Source organism: Serratia sp. C2(1) (assembly GCF_036352655.1).
Lineage (GTDB): Bacteria > Pseudomonadota > Gammaproteobacteria > Enterobacterales > Enterobacteriaceae > Serratia > Serratia inhibens.
In genome coordinates, this window is record NZ_JAZFBA010000001.1 from 671,608 (window position 1) to 693,045 (window position 21,438).

The window sequence follows — 21,438 nt, forward strand, 5'->3', positions numbered from 1 at the left end:
CCATGAGTGATATCAAAACGCTTGAAATGCCCAAGTGGGGCCTTTCGATGGAGGAAGGGTTGCTCGCGCAGTGGTCTATCCGGGAAGGCGACAGCTTCACCAAGGGGCAGGAAATCTGCGAGATCGAGACCAGCAAAATCGTCAACGTGCTTGAGGCCCCCTTCGCCGGGACCCTGCGGCGGATACTCGCCCGGCAGGGCGATACCCTTAAGGTGGGGGCGGCGCTGGCGCTGGTGGCTGAGGCTTCGATCAGCGATGCCGAACTGGACGCCTTCACGGCCAGTTTGGCCGCGACGGGGCCGGCAGCGTCTGTCGCACCGCCTCCCGCACGCCCTGCGGCGGCCCCGACACTCGACAACGCACTTCCCACAGCATCGGCCCCATCCACCCAACCGGTGGCCGCCAGTGGGCAGACCGAGGTGCCGCCCGGCCTGCAGGGAAGCACCGATGCCGCACAGGTCAATGCCACGCCACACGCGTTGCGCCTGGCCGCCAGGCTGGGGGCCGACCTGAGCAAGGTGCGCGGCAGCGGACGTGAAGCACGTATCTCGGTGGCCGATCTCGAGAACGCTATCCTTGCCGCAGGGGGCCGCATCGCATCGCCGACGTTGCCATCGCGTTCAGGCAAAGCGCCACGTTCGCACGCCGACGACAGTCAGGTACCGGCAACCCCGCTGGCGCGCCGTCTGGCCGGTAAACAGGGGATCAACCTGCACGACTGCCGCAGCAGCGGTTCACGCGGGCGAGTTACTCGTGATGATGTGCAGGCGGCGGCTCTGCTGCTCGACGGGCAGCCGCAGACAGCGACTGCACCGAATGCGGCGCCGGCGGCCTTCGAGAACTTGCCCCTGTCGGGCATGCGCAGGGCGATTGCCACCCGCTTGCAGGCTTCCAAGCAACATTCGCCGCACTTCCGCCTGATCGCCGATCTCGATCTGGAGCGCCTGTTGGCGTTGCGCAAGGAAATCAACCTCGGCGCGCCCGGCGTCAAGATTTCGGTTAACGACCTGCTGGTTAAGGCCTGCGCTCAAGCGCTGGTGGCGGTGCCGGATGTCAACGTACAGTTCGACGAAGCCAGCCAGAGCATCCGCCGCTTTGCCGATGCCGACATCTCGGTGGCCGTTGCGCTGCCGGCCGGGCTGATTACCCCCATAGTGCGCGCCGCCAACCGTAAGTCGGTCTGCGAGATCTCGCACGAAATTCATTCCCTGGTGACCCGGGCGAAAGCCGGCACGCTCAAGCCCGAAGAGTTCCAGGGCGGCACTTTTAGCTTGTCGAACCTGGGCATGCTCGGCGTGCGTCAGTTTGACGCCATCATTAACCCGCCCCAGGGCGCGATCCTCGCGATCGGCGCCGGCGAGGTGCGGGCGGTGGCTCGCGATGGGCAGATCGTAGCGCGCCATCAACTGACGGTGTCGCTGTCCTGCGATCACCGGGTCATCGATGGGGCGCTGGGCGCGGCTTTTCTCCAGGAACTCAAGCGACTGGTTGAAACACCGACCCTGATGTTTGTCTAGGAGACGAGCTATGCACGACAAATACGATGTACTGGTGATCGGCGGCGGGCCGGGAGGCTATGTTGCCGCCATCCGCGCCGGCCAGCTCGGGCTGCGTACGGCACTGGTGGAAAAACAGCATTTGGGAGGCATCTGTCTGAACTGGGGGTGCATCCCAACCAAGGCGCTGCTGCACGGTGCCGAGGTGGCGCACAGCATCGCCCATGCCGACCAACTGGGTTTCAGTGTCGGCGAGGTGAGTTTCGATCTCCAGAAACTGGTGCAGTTTAGCCGCTCGGTGTCGCAACAGTTGACCGGTGGGGTCGAGTACCTGTTGAAGAAGAATGGCGTAACGGTGTTCGACGGCACTGCCCGCCTGCGGGGCAAGGGGCAGGTGACGGTGGTCGATGCCAAGGGGGGCGAGCGCGACTACCGGGCCGACCACGTAATTCTTGCGACCGGCGCCCGCCCGCGTGCGTTGCCGGGGATCGTGCCGGATGGCGAGCGGATCTGGACCTACTTCGAGGCGCTGCAACCCAAAAAATTGCCGAAATCCTTGTTGATCATCGGCTCCGGCGCCATCGGCGTCGAGTTCGCCAGCCTCTATAACGATCTCGGCAGCGAAGTGACGCTGGTGGAGGTGGCGGCACAGATACTGCCGATTGAGGACGCAGAAGTCTCGGCGGCGGTGCGCAAGTCGTTCGAACGGCGCGGCATTCAGGTGCATACCCAGACGCAGGTGACGCAGGTGCAGCTCACGGACGCGGGCGGGCGTTGCACGTTGAAAAACGCCAGTGCCGAACGGGCGCTGGAGGTCGAACATGTGCTGTTGGCGGCTGGCGTCCAGCCCAATGTCGAAGGCCTCGGGCTGGAGGCGCTGGGCGTCGAGCTGGATCGCGGTTTTATCAAGACGGATGACGCCTGCCACACCAACGTCTTCGGCCTTTACGCAATCGGCGACGTCGCCGGGCCGCCGTGCCTGGCGCACAAGGCCAGCCACGAAGGAACGATCTGCGTCGAGACGCTGGCCGGCGTCGAAGGCGTGCACAAGCTTGACCGTAGTTATGTGCCCGGTTGTACCTATGCCCGGCCGCAGGTTGCCAGTCTGGGCCTGACCGAGGCGGCGGCGCGTGCCAGTGGACGGCCACTCAAGATCGGTAAGTTCGCCTATCAGGGCAATGGCAAGGCGCTGGCCGCCGGTGAGGCGGAGGGCTTCGTCAAGACGATTTTCGATGCCGAAACCGGCGAGCTGCTGGGGGCGCACATGGTTGGCGCACAGGTCACGGAACAGATCCAGGGCTTCGGTATCGCCCATCATCTGGAGGCCACGGACGAGAGCCTGCTGTCGGTCATTTTTGCGCATCCGACGCTTTCCGAAGCCATGCATGAATCGATCCTCGCGGCCGCTGGCCGACCGCTGCATCAGTAGGACCATACGGGAAAGGATAATAGACTGATCCGATTGCGTTTTCGCTAGCGGAAACCAACAAAAAACTCTCCATTAGCCGTAGTACAAAACGAAACAGGAATAATCATGTCGACAGGTTTGAACGGAAAGGTAGCCATTATCACTGGCGCAGCGCGTGGCATTGGCCGGGGCATCGCATTGCGCCTGGCACAAGAGGGGGTAAACCTTGCGCTGTTGGATTTATCTGCAGATCAGCTTGGTGCAGTCAGGAATGAGGTGGAGTCTTTCGGGGTAAAAGCGACAACCTACGTTGCCGATATCAGCAAGCGCGAGGAGGTGTATGCGGCCATCGAGCACGTTGTGAGTACGCTGGGTACCTTGGATGTGATGATTAATAATGCCGGCATTTCGCAGGTAAAACCCATCGCAGACGTGGTACCGGAAGATCTTGCGAAGATCCTGAACATCAATATCGGGGGAGTGACCTGGGGGATCCAGGCCGCCGCGGCGAAATTTAAACAGCTCAACAAAAACGGCAAGATCATCAATGCTTGTTCCATCGCCGGCCATGAGGGTTTTGCATTGCTGGGCGTGTACTCCGCCACCAAATTCGCCGTACGCGCATTGACCCAGGTTGCGGCCAAGGAATACGCCAGCGACAACATTACCGTCAACGCCTATTGCCCTGGGGTGGTCGGCACCGATATGTGGGTGGAAATAGACCAGCGTTTCTCGGAGATTACCGGTGCGCCGAAAGGCGAAACCTATAAGAAGTACGTTGATGGCATTGCCTTGGGGCGCGCACAAACCCCGGCTGACGTCGCGGCACTTGTCGCTTTTCTTTCCAGCGACGACGCTGCCTATATCACCGGTCAGTCGATTTTGACCGACGGCGGGCTGGTTTATCGCTAACCGCCACCGCTCTTTTAAGCCCTCCTAAAGGGCATTTCAGGTGCCTACCCGCAGTGGCGATTTATTTCGTGCAGTTTTGGCGGAGGAGGGTAGACAATCTAATGACGCCAAAGCAAAAATCCCGCTCGGTTTCCCTGCGCGGGATTTTCTGGATGGGGTTTCTGATAGGGATTTTATTTAATATTAACTTTATGATAAATAACAATATAAATAATATTAATCTGCCATGGTAACCGGAATGACCACCCAACCCAATTATGGCGATACGGTAGTGGGGCTTTGTTACTCTGACGGTCGGCTTTGTGCCAGCAGCGGACGTTGGTACTTTGAACTCACACGGACGATGAGTCGAAGAGATATTATGATTCTTACGAGATATTCGGTCAGTTGCTCGAACTTATGGTATCAGGCTGGATAGAGAAAAAATAATGAGTGTCAGTCCTCCGGCTATTGCCAGTTACCACAGTAATACAGGTGCGTTTTTAGGTATTCAGCCGGGTAAAAATATGGGTTTTGAGCCCGTGGCTCGCAGAAAAGCCCTGAGAGGCGTTCGGGTGTTGCACGTACAGATGTTATGGTTAATAGGCTTAAGCCCAGCGAACAAAAAGGAGCGAACATGCGGGTAGGAATGAAGGAAAAGATCATCAGGACGTGTGAGGCAAAAATTGTGACCAAGGGCAGTAACGTGGGGCTGTCTTTTTATGCTTTTTTTGCAAATAAAAATGATGACCCGGAACTGCTGATGGAGGTTGCGCATTGGTGGATTATGGAGATGAAACTGGATCACTTTGAAAAGGCAGAAAAGATAAAATCTCTCGTTTTAGCCATGAAGTAAACCATTACGGTAGCTAATGATACCTTACAGTTCGTAGCGTCTTAATTATGATATGACAGCCTTTACTCTGGACAGGTATGTCCGCTATTCGCTCAAAGCTGCCCGCCAACGCCTATCTGCTTAAAAAATAGGCTTGGTGTGGGATGTTTTCCGTTTTCTAAGCGGATCCCTTAAACTACACCGCGCAGGTCACAGCATATGAGCAATGACCATAAACGGCTGTAATCCTGGGCTTTTAGACCCGTGAGTTAGAACCATTGCCAGAATGTTCATCAGTGTCTGTTTATAAGAGCCTTCCATTTGGTTCGCGCTGACGTGCTGAGTGGCACCGACGAGCGAAGAGGGGGGAGCTGTTCATACGAAGGAAGTAAGATGCTTTTGCCAGATTTGAGCTTTACAAAAACCGTATATCAATCGTCATTTCAAGAATGAGTCGTCAACTGTTTGTTTCTCTGGATGGGCCCAAGGGAGCCGGTAAAACCACACTGTTGGAGGCCATTACAAAAGTACTAAGGGCAGACAACAAGAAGGTGGTCCGGCTTTGCGAGAAAAAAAGCGATCCCTACAGGGGGGAAACAATGGCTCTCGTTAACAAGCTCGCCAGAAATCCCTCCCAGGCTTTGGAATTGGAAGTGTGTGAGCGCTTTGCTGATAGCCGTGCCTGGATTTCCCGGCACGTGCTGACTAAACAGCCACCGGACAGCATTATCTTGATGGATCGCTGGTACCCGTCGGATGCCGCGTTTCGCCGGATGGTTCCATTTGCAGAGATTTTACAGCTTAATATTGAACGAAACGTGCGAATGCCAGACCTGCATGTCGGGGTTGTTACTGCGCCTGAGACTTCATGGGCGAGAGCCGCGGCCCGACCGCGTGGGCTAAGTAGCACGGTGATTTATAAACTGGAAGAGCATGTTGCTTGTACCAAGGCATTCGAGCGAGAAATTGCAAATCACGGCTGGGTGTTATGCCGTAATGAAGGAACTCTCGAAGACGCAACGATGCAGGTGATTGCTGAGATCTACAGAGTGCTTGGATGCCCCACAGGCATCGGTTTTGCGGGCAGAGCTTCCGCCGCATGCCGCCAGTAATTACGGCAACCTATTCCGTCACAATGAATAATTAGCCTAAAAAGGACAACACAGTTTTGTCTCTCAAAGCCTGGCTTTTCTCAATGCCAGCGATAACCGTTTTGTTTCACGTCAAAGAGTTAGGGTAAGGTAGTATCATCACGATCATGAGGCTGACGGCGAAGTTTTTAGCCGGAAGACGCAGTCCGGCGCAGGCCTGCTGAGCGGAATGATCCTGTTCAGTGCGGCCATGGGCGGCGCTCTGGCGCTGGTCTGGTCGCTGTGCTGGCAACGCACCGGGCCGGGCGGTGCCAGAGCGCTGGCGTTGGCACTGTCGTTGGGCGGATTCTTGATCATGAGCATGATGCCGGCGCTTAAATATCCTCCTAATCCGCCGGCGGTGGGCGATCCTTCGACGATAGGCTACCGGACTGCGCTCTACTTCGCGATGTTGTTGGTTTCAGCGGTGATTGTGGTGACCGCCGCCTGGAGCGCTCATCAACTCAGACCGAGACTGGGCGGCTGGAATGCTGCGCTGTGGGGCGGGGTAGCGGGGTTGGCGATGTTGATTGCCGTCTGCACGCTGATGCCCGAAGTGAATGAGATCCCGGACGGATTTTCTGCCGATGTTCTGTGGCGTTTTCGCCTGAGCGCTTTCGGCACTCAACTGACGATGTGGTGCGCAACGGGGCTGCTGTTTGGGGCATTTGCGGAAAGAACGCTGCGAAAGCCGGTGCACAGCTACCGGACGGAAGGATGCTGAAGGCATGACCGCCATCATGCAACTGATTTGCCAGGGGGAAACCCTGGCAAACAGACAGTCGCGGTTCCCCTCTGACGATCCCCTGACCGAAACTTCCCTGAAGCAGGCCCATCAGTTGAAGGAATGCGTTGGGCCATTCAATAAAATCTGGACCGCCCCGGCGTTGGCAGCACGGCAGACGCAACTTGAATTGGGCCTGCGCGGCGAGCCCGTTCGGGAACTTGCCGAACCCGGATACGGCCGTTGGGCGGGCATCCCGATTAAAACGGTTATTGAGCAGGATGAGGGGGCATTTCAGCGCTGGCTTTCGGGTGAGGCCCCGCCGGGAGGCGAAAGCATGGCGCACGTTATGGCGCGCACGGGAACATGGTTGCCGCAGCGAGCGGCGGATCGGGAATGTCAGTGCGCAATTGTTTCCTCTGCAGTTATTCGGGCGATAGTGATTCAACTGCTCGATGCGCCCGTTAGCGCCTTTCAACTGATCGATATCCTGCCGTTAAGTGTAACGACGCTGCGCAGTAACGGAAAACGCTGGCATCTGAGTTGTCTGGGAGGGCGGTTGGATGTGTGAAGCCTAAATACCGTCCGTGGCGGCGTGGACCAAGGAGATGAATCTGGACAGAGTCGAACGCTGATCTGAACTGACGGTTTGAAAGCAAAAAGCCCGCTTGAGGAAACTCAGACGGGCTTTTCTTTATGCGAAAGCTGATGTTTATTTAGAAATCATATTCCAGTGCCAGACGGTTCTGCCAGAAGTTTTTGTCGGACGTCGAGGTGGTCTGCACGCCGGCAAAGTCGGTGATGCTCAGGCCTTTGAGTACGCCGCCAAAGTTGTAGGTACCGTACACCAGATATTCAGATTGGTTGCTGCTGGATGCACCTTTGCTCGGCGTTAAATCCATAAACGAGTAACGGCTGCCCAGTGAGATGCTTTCGGTCGCGTTCCAGTTCAGATCGGTGGAGTAGGCGTTGCCGCTGCCCAGATCCTGCGTACTGGTGAAGAACGGCTGGGCAAAGTACGGGCCGGAGGAGGTGTTGTGCGCGTAAGGCGTCACCAGCGCGCCGTTGCCGTAAGCATCACCGTTGGCGGCGATATGGTTGTAATTGAGCGACCATTTCAATGCCTGTGTGAAGTTCATCGCAAACTGCGCGCCGTAACTGGTGCTGTTCACATTGCCCGCCAGCGCTTTGCCTTCGCTCACACCGCGAATAAACTGAATGCCGATCTTCGGCTGGGAAGGGCTGTCTGTCCACGACAGGAAACTGTCGGCGTACACCATCTTGGTGTAGTTGTCGTAATCCTCATACCACAGCTGGCCGTTCAATTTTTTATTATCCAGCTTGATGGCGCGCCCGCCACCGGCACTCCACATGCCGTTGGTCGTGCCGTCGGCGTCGGTATAGGCCGTGGTGTTGAGGAACCGGTCGTCGCCCCATGGTTTGTAACGGGTGATTTTGGTGGCGTGCAGGAAGTTATCGCCGTCGCCATAGTTCGTGTCGATACCACGGAACAGAATGGGCGTGATGCGCCAGTCATAGTCGCCGATGAACGGAATATTAATGCGCTGATCGCCGGCAGTGATGCGGAAGTCCTGATAATGCCAGCTTGCATAGGCTTCGCCCACGCCGGTCTCGTTCGGGCCCAGCTCGGTAATCAGGTGGTCGTCGTTGTGTGAAATACCGCGCTGGAGAATGCCGCTGACGCCCAGGCTCAGGCCGTAATATTCTGCCGTGGCATATTTCACGCTACCGCCATAACTGACCGTGTCCTGAGAATAGCCCGGCACGAAATACGCATTATGGGTGGAATAATACAGGGTGCGCAGGCTGCCGCTGACCGACCCGCAGGTGAACATTTCGGTGAGAGAATCTGCCACGTCGGCGGAGCAACCGCTCGCCCCCGGAGTGGCCGCCTGTGCGTGGTTGATTAATAATGTGTGTGAAACGACAATAGCGCTCAACTTCAGCGCAAAGCTGAATGTATTATTTTTCATTAATACCATCCTGTTAAAATGTAATAAGTTCTGCCCGGCGGTAAAACTGCCGGTAATTGTTTTTATGAGGGCACACGTAAAGGGTTGCCGCCTCGCTTTTTTTCTGTCGCTAAGAAGCGAGGCGGATAATGGTTATTTTTATTTGTCAGTCAATAAAAGAGGATCGTTATCCAAGATCAGGGTGTCGCGTACTTCCCAGCCGCGTAGCTTGCCGGGGTTCAGTAACCCATGGGGATCAAGGTGTTTTTTAACGGAAACCACGTCAGGCTTGATTTCCCCTTGTTTGCCATCTTCAATCTGAAAGACATGAGGGTTATTTATTTTTACGTCATTATCACTGAAGGTGGCCATTATTTCTTTCAATCTTTCTTCGGTGGAGTAACGGACTAATTGTAAACCGCTGGCGGTGATGTTTCCGTCATTGTCACGCAGGAATTCAATATGCGAAATAACTTCATCGCCGAATAAATTTGCCATGTCGATAATCTGCTGACGATAACGCGTATAATTAAACGCCGTCTGTAAATAAGTCAGGGAGCTGTCGATTTTCAGCGCATGCAACGTGGTGTGATTCCAGCAATATTCCATCAGTGACGCATTGGCTTCGCGTGCTTCGTCGGCCGGTTGACGTATGGCGCTGTGCCCGCGATATTTTTCCAGCAGATGGGGACAAAACCCTTCGCTTTCCTGCGCAATCACGCTTATCACCGCGTGCTGGCTGGCCTGATAATGCCTGTTCAGATGGCTGAACCAGGATGGGATCGGTGCGGCGAACAGCGCCAGCTGGCGTTTTACCAGCCCTGGCGAACGGGCAAAGGCGTTGGCGTAATCCAGCGCGGCGGCGAAATCATCGAACACGTCCAGCCGTTCAATCCACTGATGAACCGGTGCCAGCGCCAGCTCAACCTCGAGCACAATGCCGTTGCTGCCGTAGGCGTGATGCAGCAGCAATGCCTGCGGGGCAGGAACCTGCAAAATGCGCGGTTCGGCCTCCATGGTCATGACTTTGACGCTGAGCACATTGCCCGGCGCGCCCAGAGGACCGTAGTTGATGGAACCAATGCCGCCAAAGCCGCCGCCGTAAAGGCCGCCCAGACTGGCGAGCCGGTAGGTGGAAGGCATGCAGCGCAGTTCCCATCCTGCGGGTCGGGTCAGCGTTTCAATTTCGGCCAGCCGGATCCCCGCCTGCGCTCGTACCACGCCGTTACCCAGTTCGCATACCTGATTGAATCCGGTCATATCGACCAGAATTCCGCCTTCCAGCGGCACCAACTGGCCGTAGTTGCCGGTCGCGCCGCCGCGCAGGATTAGCGGTAACTGGTGCCGAACGCAGGCTTTAACCACCAGACTCAGCTCTTCTTCGTTGCGCGGCCTGACCACGGCATCAGCCCGTTTATCTTCCAACTGCTGTTTGAGCACCGGACTGAACCAGTGAAAATCGCGTGAAAGGCGTTTGACCTTGGTTGCCTGCAAGGTCCAGTCGAGGTCGGGAAGCGCCTGCTGTATCAGGGCAAGCGCGTGCTGACGTTGTTCACTGTCCATATTCTTCCTGCCTAAAGATCAATGAAGTTGAAGTTAATGAGATGGCGCGGCTTCGCTTTCATGCCAGGCGCTCAGGACGCGTCTCGACATCCACGACATCACGCCAAACAGCGCAATACCGGTGAGTGAAATGAGCAGCAGAGCGGCAAACATCAGGGGGATGTCCAACTGGTATCCTGCCTGCAATATCTGGTAGGCCAGACCGGTATTATTGCCGCCGGTACCGGCAACAAATTCAGCGACCACGGCACCTATCAGCGACAGGCCGCTGGAAATGCGCAGCGCACCGAAAAAATACGGCAGGGCAGAAGGAATGCGCAGGCGGATGAGAATCTGCAGGCGGCTGGCGTGGTTCAGTTGAAAATAGCTCAGCAGGCCCGGCGACACGCTGCGAAGCCCCTGCGTGGTATTGGAAATAATCGGGAACACCGCCATCAGCGTAGAACACACCACCAGCGACAGCGTGGTGTCTTTGACCCAGATGATGATCAGCGGCGCGATGGCTACAATCGGCGTCACTTGCAGGAACACGATGTACGGGAACAGCGCGGTTTCAACAAAGCGATTCTGCACCAGCACGAACGCCACGGCTGCACCGATGACAATCGACAGTAAAAATGAGATCAGGGTGATTTTCAGCGTGAACAGCAGCGACATCGTCAGCGAACCGAAATGGGTCCACAGACTTTGCAGCATCACCACCGGCGACGGCACCAGAAACTGGGGGATGTTGAAATAGCTCACCGATCCCTGCCAGAGCAGGATCACCACCACCGCGACCACGGACGGATAAAGCACTTTGCGAAACGTGGGGTTATTGATCCACGGAGAAGCTTTTTGAGTTTGCATACCGTTACTCCATACCCGATTGGCTGGCTTGCAGCAGGCTGTCCTGCAACTGCTTCGCATAGCGTGAAAATACCGGACTGACGCGGAAATCTTCGCTGCGCGGGAAGGGTTCGGTGATGGCGATATCTTCCACCACCCGCCCCGGACGTGCGGCCATCATGATCACCCGCTGCGACAGAAATACCGCTTCGTGGATCGAGTGGGTGACGAACACCACCGTCAGCCCCTGTTCCCGCCACAGGCGCAGCAGGTCACTGTCGAGTTTGTTGCGGGTGATTTCGTCGAGCGCGCCGAAAGGTTCATCCATCAGCAACAGCTTCGGGCGCGTCACCAGCCCGCGGGCAATAGAAACGCGCATCTGCATGCCGCCTGACAGTTCGCGCGGCAGGACGTTGGCAAATTTGCCAAGCCCCACCAGTTCCAGCGCTTCACTGACGCGGGTATTGGCTTCGGCACGCGGTACGCCCGCCAGATCCAGCGGCAGACGGACGTTATTTTGCACATTGCTCCACGGCATCAGCGTGGCCTCCTGAAACACAAAAGACAGCGGCACCTGCGCCTTTTCGCGACGGTCGCGCCGCCACAGCACCAGCTTGCCGTCGCTGGGTTCCACCAGACCGGCGACCATTTTTAACAGCGTACTTTTGCCACAGCCCGACGGGCCGAGCAGGGTGACGAATTCACCCTGATTGATGGTCAGATTGACCGGCAGAAGGGCGCGGGTGCCGTTGCTGTAAATTTTCTCCGCCGACAACACTTCGATAGCCGGAACCGGCGGAGGATTGGCTGAGCGGACATCGCTCATCACGGTCAGTTTCGGGGCTGAATTCATGGCATGACCTTCGCGTCTTTGATCATATCGAGGGTATAGGTCTGCTCAAACGGCACTTTCTCCGCGTCGATCAGTTTGTTTTTCACCAGCATGTCCCAGGTCTTTTTCAGACGCGGTTCAGTGATGATGCCGATACCCCCTGTTTGCGCGTCGCCGCCGGTCACCAGTTCATACTTCTTCATCTGCGCGATGCCGAAGGCAATCTGGTCGGCGCCCATACGCGGATTGTCTTTGGTGATAAGCTGGTTGCCTGCGGTCGGATCCTGCAAATATTCTTTCCAGCCCTGCATGGACGCTTTCACGAACGCCGTCACCGCCACCGGGCGTTTTTTGACGGTGTCGGCCATGCAGATAATCGAGTTGCCGTACGGCGGGTAACCCCAGTCGCTGAGCATGTAGACGTAGAACGGTTTGCCGCCTTTTTCGATTGAGAAAGGCTCGGAAGTCACATAACCCTGCTGCACCAGATTATTGTCCACGAGGAACGGCTGCACGCTGAAGGTGTACGGACGGATTTTGGCGCCCGCCAGCCCCAGTTCACTCTTCGCCCACGGCCAGAAAGAGGTGTAAGCCTCGGTCGCCAGCAGGAAGGTTTTGTCTTTCAGCTCCTGTCCTTTCTCCACTTTGTCATGGCTGATAAACACCGTCGGCGAATGCTGGAATACCGTCGCCACGGTCACCGCATGCACGCCAGCCTGCCAGGTTTCCAGCGCCTGACCGTTGTCGCCGAGCGTACAGTCAGCCTGACCGGCGGCCATCAGTTGCATCACGTTAACCTGCGGGCCACCCATTTTGATGCTGACATCCAGACCGGCGTTTTTGTACAACCCTTTGGCCTGTGCTTGGTAAAATCCGCCATGCTCCGCCTGCGCGTACCAGTTGGTCAGGAAGGTAAATTTCTCTTCCGCCATGCTGGTGGTGGAAACCCCGGCCAGCAGCAGGGCCGGCAGGGTGTAAGTCGGTAAACGCCGTATTTTCATCGTAAAAACTCCTTTATTTAGAGACAAAAGAAGACGAAGGAGGAGTGAAGCTGGTTTGTACAAAACCGTTCCAGTGGTGTTTGCCCCAGGTCGGTTCGCTGCGGACTTTCCATTCCATGAGGTGAATTTCAGTGATGGCCTGCGCCCAGCTTGCCGCCAGCGAATCGAGGATCGCGTGGCCCTGTTCGGCGGTCGCGCCGGTCGGATCGCCGATGACGCCACTCGGACCAAAATCATAGGAAGCCCAGGCAGCGGCAGGGCGGCTTGATGACAGTGTCGGGCATGGGAATTCCGGCGGGTAGTTGGCGACTGCGTGTTCGATGTGGACGCATTCCGGTGCCAGTGCCAGCATCACCGCCGTTTCGCTGTGACCGGCGTGCATCGCCATTTTTTGTTCTTGCGCGCTCAGGAACTGGTTTTCGACATTAGGCACGCGGAACACGTCGTGCGGGATCATGATCATGTCGCCGTGACGCAGACGCATTTCCCGCGATGCCATTTGCAGCACCTGCGGTTGTCCGCCGTGCCCGTTGATCATCAGCAGCTTGCGGAACCCGGCGCGGTACAGGGATTCGGCAATTTCCAAAACAGTTTGCAGCAGCGTGTCGCCGGTTAAGGTCAGCGTGCCGGGGAAATTCAGATGCTCGTCAGATTTGCCGTAAGTGATAGGGGGAATACCGTAGGCCGGAATGTCTTTTGAAAGCCGCGCCAGCGCGTGACCCGCCACGCCGGAGGAGATCACGCTGTCCACCGAACACGGCAGATGCGGGCCGTGTTGCTCAATCGCGCCGGTCGGCAATACGATCACGGTGTTGGCCTTGTCGGGCAGGGCAGCGATGGCCGTCCAGCTAAGGAAAGGAAGAAAACGTTCTGCGGGAATATAGCCGTTAATCATGCTGTGCCTCGTGGTCGGACATTATTGGGTTAAGCGGGATTGCGGTAACCAGGCGGTAGCTTCCACTTCAATCAGCACCTCGGCGCAGGGCAACATTTCACTGACCTGAACCACGGTAGAAACCGGCGGTTGCCCGGCATAAAAAAGCTTTCTGACCCGGCTGTAATACGGGAAGTGATCGAGATTGCGAAAGTACTGCACCAGCTTGATCACATCGCTCATCTGCCCGCCGGCTTCTTCGATGGTGTGGCGGATACTTTCGAGTACATACCAGCTTTGGGCGAGGATCGGCCCCTGTTTGGCGTCGGTGGAGAATTCGCCGGTTTCGCCCAGCAGCAGACGTGCTTCGGCGGGGATATCCTGAAAACCGCGCACAATTGTCGCGCTCTGCGGATTGACGGGAATAATGCCGGAGAGAAAAACGAAATCACCGGCACGACGCCAGGGGGCATATTTGGCGAGCGGTTTACCCGCTCCGGCTTCAAGACTCATGGGATAACTCCCGATTCCAGGTGCGTTGGTGGGTCAGCCTGCCGTGGTGGAAAACCAGACGGGCTGCGCTGTTTAAAGGCCAGGTCAGGCTGTCGCTGCCCGGAAAGAGAATCAGACTGGCATCGCTGCCGGGGGCGAGCGGCAGGCCGGACTGCGCCTCACCGGTCAGCGCGGCGACATCGCAGATGAGTCGCGACTGCCGATCAAAAACGTTATCCAGCTGAAGTGCGAACAGGGCGCAGGCCAACGTATCCAGCGGGTCATAACTGCCAGTCGGACAAAAAGCGTCCTGCACGTTGTCGCAGCCGAGCAGCACCGGAATGCCCGCCGTCTGCGCCTCTTTCAGCAGGGTGATCCCCCGCCGGCGTGGCGTGCGGTGGGTGACAGCGTCCTGCAACAGCAGGTTGGTCATCGGCAGCGCAATCAGCGTGACGCGCTGTGCCGCCAGTAAACTCAGCACCTCCTGCGCCTGTTGTTCACTGCCGGAGGCCAGCGCGCAGCCGTGGCTGCAACAGATGTGGCCGCTGAATTTATTTTCTGAAAGGTAATGCGCCAGCCAGCTCAGACCCTGTGCCACCGGCGAAAGCTCCTCGTCGATATGCAAATCCAGATTCAGTTGCCAGCGCGAGGCGCTGCGCATCAGGTTGGTCATCGCTGCCGGATCCCAGTTTGACGAGTGGATAAATCCGCCCAGCAGGCAGTGGTTTCCGCTTAGCGCAACCGTCCGGGCGATGCGGTCAGCCGCTTCGGCATCCGCGAAGAAGCTTAGCGGGGCCAGTGCGACCTGCTCCAGCGCGACGCCCGGTTGCGTGATATTGGCCAGCTCCGTCCAGGCCAGCGGCGGGGTGACATCGAACCAGTCAATATGGGTGCGCAAACGGGTCACGCCATTGGCGGCGGCCCATGCCATTCCCTGTCTGGCACGCTGATGAAGATCTGCCGTGGTCCAGTGCCGGCGATCCTGATGCATTGTTTCGATAGCGGCCAGCAGACCGGGCTTTGACGGACGGCTGCGGCCGATGGTGAAGGTTTTATCGAGGTGTGCATGAGGTTCGGCCAGACCCGGCAGCGCCAGCGCGCCGTGTGCGTCCCACAAATCATCTTGTCCTGGCTGACAAGGCGTCACCGAGGCAATTTTGCCTGCATCAAAGCGCAGATCCGCCGTCACCGGTTCGCCTGTATGCACAGGCCACCCGGCAGGAAGCAGCCACGCGGGGAGGCGAACGTTGGCAATGCCGCTAAGCGGTGAGGCGGGGGGTGGAAAGTTCATCTTGAGGCTCCGCGTTGGCATTACAGGTCGAGGACCAGAACGGGACTTTTGGAGCGCGAACAGCACAGCGTAATCTGCGTGTTCTCCGCTTTCTCTTCTTCTGTCAGCACACAGTCCCGGTGGTCGGGAATACCGTCGATGACATCAGTAATACACGAGCCGCAAATACCCTGTTCGCACGACAGCATAATATCGACTTTGGCGCTTAATAAGACTTCTGCAATGCTCTGGTTCGGGCCGACTAAATAACGTTTTCCGCTGGAGTTCAGCTGGATATGAAATTCCTGATCGTCGGTGTCATTGTTTATATTTTCATTGCTGAATCGCTCAAAAGATAATTGATTTTTCTGCCAGTGGTGCGTTTGCATAATGTCTTCAAGGCGCTGAATAAATCCATCCGGACCACAGGCCATCACCCGCGTATTTTCATCCGGCTGACGCAAACTCAGCGGCGTATTGTGTCGCAGGGAGTCGTTTGCGCCGCTGTCATGCAAAAAGACGTATTTTGCCAGCGCGGGCGCATTCAGACGCGATGTAAACGCCGCTTTATCCAGGTCTGCAATGTAGTAATGCAGTTCAAAATCAATTTCTTGCTGCGCCATTTGTTCCGCCATAGCCAGCAGAGGCGTGATGCCAATCCCTCCGGCAAACAGCAGATAACGACCGGCAAATGGCAACGGAAAATGATTACGTGGCATCGATATGCTTAGCGTGTCGCCAACGCTGAAACGATGATGAATAAAGTGCGATCCGCCACTGGAGTTTTCCGCCAGTTTTACGCAGATCTCATAATATTCTCCGCCGTTATTTTCGGTGCAGAGAGAATATTGGCGAGGGCCCAGTTCAGGAATGAAAACGTCAATGTGCGCACCGGGTAAATAGGCAGGTAATAATCCGCCTTGCTGCGCAATAAGTTGCAGTGAAATATTCCCTTTACCATTTTCACCGATCACCTTGATCGTGACAGGAATTAATCCGGCATCTTTCATCGTCATTTACCGTATTCATTTTGATGAGTCATTCATAAAAAGGGGCATCTATTCACCGCATAACCCGTTGTCATCCGGCCTGAAACAGCGCTGGGCGGGCTTTAGGAGCGATGAAACGATTGTTCCCGTTGCAATGAAAGCTACGTTATTGTTATAAAACTGTTGCGTCCAGCGCTTTGATTCGCACATCCCGTTGCATAAAAGAGAGCACTCCATCATGTTCGCATTTTCCCGGTTTCTGCTGTACTTCACTGAGGTTGCCCGCCAGGGTTCGTTTCGCAAGGCGTCCGAAACCCTGCATGTCGCCGCTTCGTCGATTGACCGGCAGATCCTGCGGGTGGAAAAAGAACTGGCGATGCCGCTGTTTGAACGGCGCCCCACCGGGCTGCGGCTGACCGCAGCGGGCGAACTGTTATTGCACTCGGCCAACAACTGGAAAAAGGATTTCTCCCGCGTCTGCGAGCAGCTCGACGACCTGCGCGGTTTGCGGCGCGGGCACGTGCGGATTGCCACCATCGACGCCATCAACCGGCAGTTTTTCTCGGCGATGCTCAGGAAGGTGCATGCCGACTACCCGAATATCTCCTTCACGCTGACCACCATGAACAACGTGGATATTCAGCAGGCGCTAATGTCCGGCGATGCCGATTTCGGGCTGATGCTGAATCCGCAAAGTTCGCGTGAGTTGCAGGTGCGCGCTTTTGCAGAAATCGAGCTGGGGATTGTGGTGCCGAAAGGGCATCCGCTCGGCGGCAGAAGCGGCGTGCGTTTTAACCAGTGCATGGAATATCCGTTTATCCTGCCCGCTGCGCCGCTGATGCTGGCCGAACCCGTCCAGGCGCTGATGAATATCAACGGCGACATGATTAACGAAGTTGCGGTATCCAATAACATCCACATGATCCGCTCGCTGATAAAAGAGAAAATGGGCATCGGTATTCTATGCTGGCTCGACATCATGGATGAGGTGGAAAGCGATGAGCTGCAATTTATTCCGCTGACCGATCCGCAGTTAAAAACCTTCACGCTCTCGTTGTGCGTCGCCCCTGCAAGACAGCTTTCACTGGCCGCCTCGATGATGCTCAAACAGCTGGAGATGTTGTTCAGCCAGATCCAGACGCCGGGGCATGACCGGTACTGATTTGCACTGTTCTGGTGCTTAATGCTCTGTCATGAATCAAAGGTTGCAGAGCGTGAGGCGATAAATTCCCCGATAAAGCGCATGGAAAGCGCATCCGTGAAGTTGGCATCTTTCTTGTATAGCCAAGAGTGAGTAGAAGCGGTCAGTGCAGGCAGCTGCGCGGGACATTGCTCAGCAACCATTTCGCGGTTCATTTTGAGCCGGTCAGGGGGCTGAGCCGCATTCGCTCATCCTCCCTCCGGCGATGATTAGGAGAGGAGCAATGAAGTCTATTTCCCGCATTCCCCTGTCTTGCTGCGTGCTGAGCGCGCTGATTCCAGCAGCATTTTCACTGGCAGTACATGCTGATGAGAAAATTGCATTGTTGACATCCTGGTACGCGCAGGCGGAGCAGGGCGGATATTATCAGGCGCTGGCGACAGGCATTTACAAACGTTACGGGCTGGATGTCAGCATTCAATCCGGCGGCCCGCAGGTCAATGGCATGCAGTTGCTGCTGGCAAAGCGCGCCGACGTGATTATCGGTTATGATCTCCAGCTACTCGAATCAGTGCAACGCGGTTTTCAGGCCAAAGCCATTGCAGCCCCTTTCCAGTTTGATCCTCAGGGTTTGCTGACGCATGATTCAGTCACTTCCCTCGACGGTCTGAAAGACAAAACCATTTTAGTCTCCAGCTCCGGGCAATCGACCTGGTGGCCGTGGCTGAAGGCACGCTATCAGCTCAGCGATTCGCAGGTTCGTCCTTACACCTTCAACATCCAGCCCTTTGTGGCTGACGACAATGTGGCGCAGCAAGCCTATGTCAGTTCTGAAGTTTTTCAGGCGCAAAAGGCCGGGGTGAAATCGAATTTCTTCCTCTTTTCGGAGCACGGCTATCCCCCTTACGGTGGAATTCTGATCACCCGTCCGGACCTTATCAGCAGCCGGAACGAGGCGATGGCTAAGTTTGTACAGGCATCGATGGAAGGCTGGGTGAGTTATCTGCACAATCCGGCGGCGGGCAACGCGCTGATCAAAAAGGACAATCCGAAAATGACGGACGACCTGTTGGCCTGGGGCGTTCAGCAAATCAAAGAGCATCACCTGATCGACGGCGGCGATGCGGCGACGAAGGGTTGGGGCACCATGACGGAAGCCCGCTGGCAGAAAACCCGTGATTTCATGGTGAACGCCAAACTGCTGAACGCGGATACCGACTGGAAGCAGGCGTATACCACCGAATTTGTCGACAAAATGCAGGTTAAACCCTGAGGAGCGTGCGATGTCATCTGACTCTTTACTGATTAAAAATGCGCACGCGATCCTGACCGGCTTGCCGGGAGACGCGGCGCGCCACGCCGGGCCGGACATTCGTGTGCGTGAGGGTGTCATTGAGGCGATAGGTTCCCTGACGGCAATACCCGACGAGCGGCTGATCGATGCCCGCGATTGCGTGGTCTATCCCGCCTGGGTTAATACGCACCATCATCTGTTTCAGTCATTGTTAAAAGGTGAACCTCAGGGGCTGAACAAAAGCCTGACCGCGTGGTTAAGTGCCACGCCTTATCGCTTTCGCGCCACGTTCGATGAATCCACCTTTCGCCTCGCGGTGCGTATCGGCCTGACCGAACTGCTGCGTTCCGGCTGTGCTACGGTGGCGGATCACAACTACCTTTACTGGCCGGATATGCCGTTCGATACCTCGGAAATCCTTTTCAGCGAAGGGGAAGCGCTGGGAATGCGCATTGTGCTGTGCCGGGGCGGTGCAACGCAGGGGCGAACGATTGAGAAAGATGTGCCGCAGGCACTGCGCCCGGAAAACTTCGATGATTACATGGCGGATATGGAGCGGTTGGTTGGCCGTTATCACGATCCGAAACCGACGTCGCTGCGCCGCGTGGTGATGGCACCGACCACCTTGCTGCATTCTGCGCCCGGTGCGCAGTTGCGCGAAATGGCGAAACTGGCTCGCAGTTTGGGCATCCGGCTGCACAGCCATCTGTCGGAAACTGTGGATTATCTTGATGCGGCACGCGCCAAATTTGATATGACGCCGGTGCAGTTTTGCGCGGAACACGACTGGTTGGGGGACGACGTATGGTTTGCGCATCTGGTGAAACTGTTGCCGCAGGAAATCGCGATGCTAGGCCAAACCCGCACCGGCATTGCGCACTGTCCGCAAAGTAACGGGCGTCTGGGCAGCGGTATCGCCGACTTGCTGGCGCTGGAACAGGCGGGTGTGCCGGTTTCATTGGGCGTAGACGGTGCGGCATCGAACGAAGCTGCTGATATGCAAAGTGAAGCGCATGCCGCATGGCTTTTGCAGCGCGCCCGAAAAGGCATGCTGGCGAAACCGCACTATGACGGCGGCACTTTTGAAGGCGGCGGCGATGCAGCATCCATCGAAGACGTGGTGCGTTGGGGCAGCGCAGGCGGGGCGCAGATCCTCGGCCTGCAACAAAGCGGCACCATGCAGGTGGGCATGCTGGCAGATATCGCCATTTACCGGCTGGATGACCCGCGCTACTTCGGCCTGCATGACATGGCGATCGGCCCGGTGGCTTGCGGGGGGCGCGCGTCGCTGAAGGCGCTGATGGTCAAGGGGCGCGTTATCGTCGAAAACGATGTCATCCCCGGTCTCGACCTGGACACCATGCGCCATGAGGCGATGTCCGCCGTCCGTACCCTGCAACAACGAGCTGCGCGCTAACCCTATGGTTAAGAAGGATAAGAAAAATGACTCAATCTACACAAACAGAAGGCTATGCATTGCAGGAGCTGGAAAAAGAAGCGGGAATGGGCGCAATGGGTGAAGAGACGTTTGCCCGTGAAGTTCGTTGCATAGACTTGTCAGATTTCGAAAACCGTAAAAGTGAGATTGCCGACGAGCTCTGGAGTGCAGCCGTGGAAATTGGCTTCTTTCAGGTCAGTAATCACGGCATTGCGCTGAGCGATATCCGTCTGGCCTTCAGTATGACAGAAGATTTCTTCTCGCTGCCCGACGAGGTAAAAGCGCAATATCCGCTGGCTCGTAACGCCGGCTGGGAGAATAAGTCTCAGGTGCGTCCGTCAACCAGAACGCCGGACCAGAAAGAGTCTTACCAGATCACCCGTCCGCTGATGCAGCCGCTGTGGCCGAGTGAACAGGAACTGCCGGCGTTTAAACAGACCATGCTGGGCTTTGAATCCCAGTGCTGGCAGTTGGGCATGAAATTGCTTTCCTGTTTTGCGCTCAAACTGGGCTTCCCTGAGCACTTTTTCGAACAGGCACATAATCCGGACCAGCAAACCTACCAGAGTACGCTGCGCATGCTGCACTACTATGCCACTGAACAGTCGGAGCAGGGGATGTGGCGCGCGGGTGCGCATACGGATTTCGACTGCCTGACGCTGCTTTTCCAGCGTCCAGGCCAGGGCGGATTGCAGGTTTGTCCGGGTAAGGATCGCGAAAGCCAGCAGTGGACCAGCATCGAACCGCGTGAAGACGTGATCACCTGCAATATCGGCGACATGCTGATGCGCTGGAGCGACGATAGGCTGCCGTCAAATTTCCATCGTGTCAGAAGCCCTCTGCCCGGCGAATATCAGGGTGCGCGCTACAGCCTGGCATTTTTCTGCCAGGCTAACAAAGACGTCGAAATTCTGGGCCCGCAGGCGAAATATCCGGCCATCAGCGCCGAAGACTATCTGCAACAGCGCATTCAGGCGAACTTTGCGAAAGGATAAATAGAGCTGAAAAGCAAAAAGCCCGCTCGGGTTTCCCTGAGCGGGCTTCTCTAATATGGCTCCTCTGACTGGACTCGAACCAGTGACATACGGATTAACAGTCCGCCGTTCTACCGACTGAACTACAGAGGAATTGTGTGAACGGCCGCAATCTTAACGGGGTGTCGGCGGCATGTCAAAGGCGGATTACACATTCTGTGACTGTTTGCTTACAGAATGCGCAACCCGTTGAGCTTTTGGCAGATTTTTCCCGTCATACTTCAC

Annotated in this window: 19 protein-coding genes, 1 tRNA gene and 1 pseudogene; 11 read left to right on the forward strand and 10 right to left on the reverse strand. The window is 56.5% G+C overall.

Annotated features, from left to right (window positions below):
* Nucleotides 1-2: 2 nt before the first annotated feature.
* The 7 genes and pseudogenes from V2S86_RS03075 (at nt 3) to V2S86_RS03105 (ending at nt 7,055) form a co-directional block, all read left to right on the forward strand.
* Nucleotides 3-1,517, forward strand: coding sequence for a 2-oxo acid dehydrogenase subunit E2 (locus tag V2S86_RS03075; protein WP_330761173.1), 1,515 nt, complete (start codon nt 3-5; stop codon nt 1,515-1,517).
* Between the two features lie 10 nt (nt 1,518-1,527).
* A complete protein-coding gene (gene lpdA, locus V2S86_RS03080; RefSeq protein ID WP_330761174.1) occupies nt 1,528-2,925 on the forward strand; it encodes a dihydrolipoyl dehydrogenase in 1,398 nt (465 codons plus the stop codon).
* A 105-nt stretch (nt 2,926-3,030) separates the two neighbouring features.
* The gene (locus V2S86_RS03085; RefSeq protein WP_330761175.1) at nt 3,031-3,816 is read left to right on the forward strand and encodes an acetoin reductase; all 786 of its coding nucleotides are present in this window, start codon (nt 3,031-3,033) and stop codon (nt 3,814-3,816) included.
* Nucleotides 3,817-4,432: 616 nt separating this feature from the next.
* Nucleotides 4,433-4,651 carry a DUF6500 family protein gene (locus V2S86_RS03090; protein WP_004946854.1) on the forward strand — a complete coding sequence of 73 codons (219 nt, stop codon included), beginning with the start codon at nt 4,433-4,435 and terminating at the stop codon, nt 4,649-4,651.
* Between the two features lie 428 nt (nt 4,652-5,079).
* Nucleotides 5,080-5,742 carry a dTMP kinase gene (locus V2S86_RS03095; protein ID WP_330761176.1) on the forward strand — a complete coding sequence of 221 codons (663 nt, stop codon included), beginning with the start codon at nt 5,080-5,082 and terminating at the stop codon, nt 5,740-5,742.
* A 151-nt stretch (nt 5,743-5,893) separates the two neighbouring features.
* A pseudogene (locus tag V2S86_RS03100) lies at nt 5,894-6,484 on the forward strand (CbtA family protein); the annotation flags it as partial.
* Between the two features lie 4 nt (nt 6,485-6,488).
* Nucleotides 6,489-7,055, forward strand: coding sequence for a histidine phosphatase family protein (locus V2S86_RS03105; RefSeq protein WP_330761177.1), 567 nt, complete (start codon nt 6,489-6,491; stop codon nt 7,053-7,055).
* Between the two features lie 145 nt (nt 7,056-7,200).
* Here the strand turns inward: V2S86_RS03105 and V2S86_RS03110 are convergent, their stop codons facing one another.
* From V2S86_RS03110 to V2S86_RS03150, 9 genes are all read right to left on the reverse strand, one after another.
* Entirely contained in the window at nt 7,201-8,478 is a 1,278-nt protein-coding gene (locus V2S86_RS03110) for a TonB-dependent receptor (RefSeq protein WP_330761178.1), read from the reverse strand.
* A 138-nt stretch (nt 8,479-8,616) separates the two neighbouring features.
* On the reverse strand, nt 8,617-10,020 hold the full coding sequence (locus V2S86_RS03115; RefSeq protein WP_330761179.1) for an FAD-binding oxidoreductase: 1,404 nt from the start codon (nt 10,018-10,020) through the stop codon (nt 8,617-8,619).
* Between the two features lie 33 nt (nt 10,021-10,053).
* The gene (locus tag V2S86_RS03120; protein ID WP_037433315.1) at nt 10,054-10,869 is read right to left on the reverse strand and encodes an ABC transporter permease; all 816 of its coding nucleotides are present in this window, start codon (nt 10,867-10,869) and stop codon (nt 10,054-10,056) included.
* Between the two features lie 4 nt (nt 10,870-10,873).
* Nucleotides 10,874-11,701, reverse strand: a complete 828-nt coding sequence (locus tag V2S86_RS03125; RefSeq protein ID WP_004946844.1) for an ABC transporter ATP-binding protein — start codon at nt 11,699-11,701, stop codon at nt 10,874-10,876.
* Nucleotides 11,698-12,612, reverse strand: coding sequence for an ABC transporter substrate-binding protein (locus tag V2S86_RS03130; RefSeq protein WP_230554923.1), 915 nt, complete (start codon nt 12,610-12,612; stop codon nt 11,698-11,700). Before V2S86_RS03130 ends, V2S86_RS03125 begins: the two co-directional genes overlap by 4 nt.
* Nucleotides 12,613-12,694: 82 nt before the next feature.
* Entirely contained in the window at nt 12,695-13,576 is an 882-nt protein-coding gene (locus tag V2S86_RS03135) for a creatininase family protein (RefSeq protein ID WP_004946841.1), read from the reverse strand.
* A 21-nt stretch (nt 13,577-13,597) separates the two neighbouring features.
* Nucleotides 13,598-14,068 (reverse strand): RidA family protein, encoded by a 471-nt coding sequence (locus V2S86_RS03140; RefSeq protein WP_004946839.1) that lies wholly within the window; start codon nt 14,066-14,068, stop codon nt 13,598-13,600.
* Complete coding sequence (locus V2S86_RS03145) at nt 14,058-15,338, reverse strand: amidohydrolase family protein (protein ID WP_330761180.1); 1,281 nt, start codon at nt 15,336-15,338, stop codon at nt 14,058-14,060. The genes V2S86_RS03140 and V2S86_RS03145 overlap by 11 nt, the downstream gene beginning before the upstream one ends.
* Nucleotides 15,339-15,358: 20 nt before the next feature.
* On the reverse strand, nt 15,359-16,333 hold the full coding sequence (locus tag V2S86_RS03150; protein ID WP_330761181.1) for a PDR/VanB family oxidoreductase: 975 nt from the start codon (nt 16,331-16,333) through the stop codon (nt 15,359-15,361).
* Between the two features lie 211 nt (nt 16,334-16,544).
* Between V2S86_RS03150 and V2S86_RS03155 the strand changes: the two genes are divergently transcribed.
* The 4 genes from V2S86_RS03155 (at nt 16,545) to V2S86_RS03170 (ending at nt 21,174) form a co-directional block, all read left to right on the forward strand.
* Complete coding sequence (locus V2S86_RS03155; RefSeq protein WP_330761182.1) at nt 16,545-17,468, forward strand: LysR family transcriptional regulator; 924 nt, start codon at nt 16,545-16,547, stop codon at nt 17,466-17,468.
* A gap of 262 nt (nt 17,469-17,730) precedes the next feature.
* Nucleotides 17,731-18,720 carry an ABC transporter substrate-binding protein gene (locus V2S86_RS03160; RefSeq protein ID WP_041417040.1) on the forward strand — a complete coding sequence of 330 codons (990 nt, stop codon included), beginning with the start codon at nt 17,731-17,733 and terminating at the stop codon, nt 18,718-18,720.
* Between the two features lie 10 nt (nt 18,721-18,730).
* Complete coding sequence (locus tag V2S86_RS03165; RefSeq protein WP_330761183.1) at nt 18,731-20,158, forward strand: amidohydrolase family protein; 1,428 nt, start codon at nt 18,731-18,733, stop codon at nt 20,156-20,158.
* A 26-nt stretch (nt 20,159-20,184) separates the two neighbouring features.
* A complete protein-coding gene (locus V2S86_RS03170) occupies nt 20,185-21,174 on the forward strand; it encodes an isopenicillin N synthase family dioxygenase (RefSeq protein WP_330761184.1) in 990 nt (329 codons plus the stop codon).
* A gap of 56 nt (nt 21,175-21,230) precedes the next feature.
* Here V2S86_RS03170 and V2S86_RS03175 read toward each other — a convergent pair.
* Nucleotides 21,231-21,306: transfer RNA gene (locus tag V2S86_RS03175), tRNA-Asn, on the reverse strand.
* Nucleotides 21,307-21,438 lie beyond the last annotated feature (132 nt).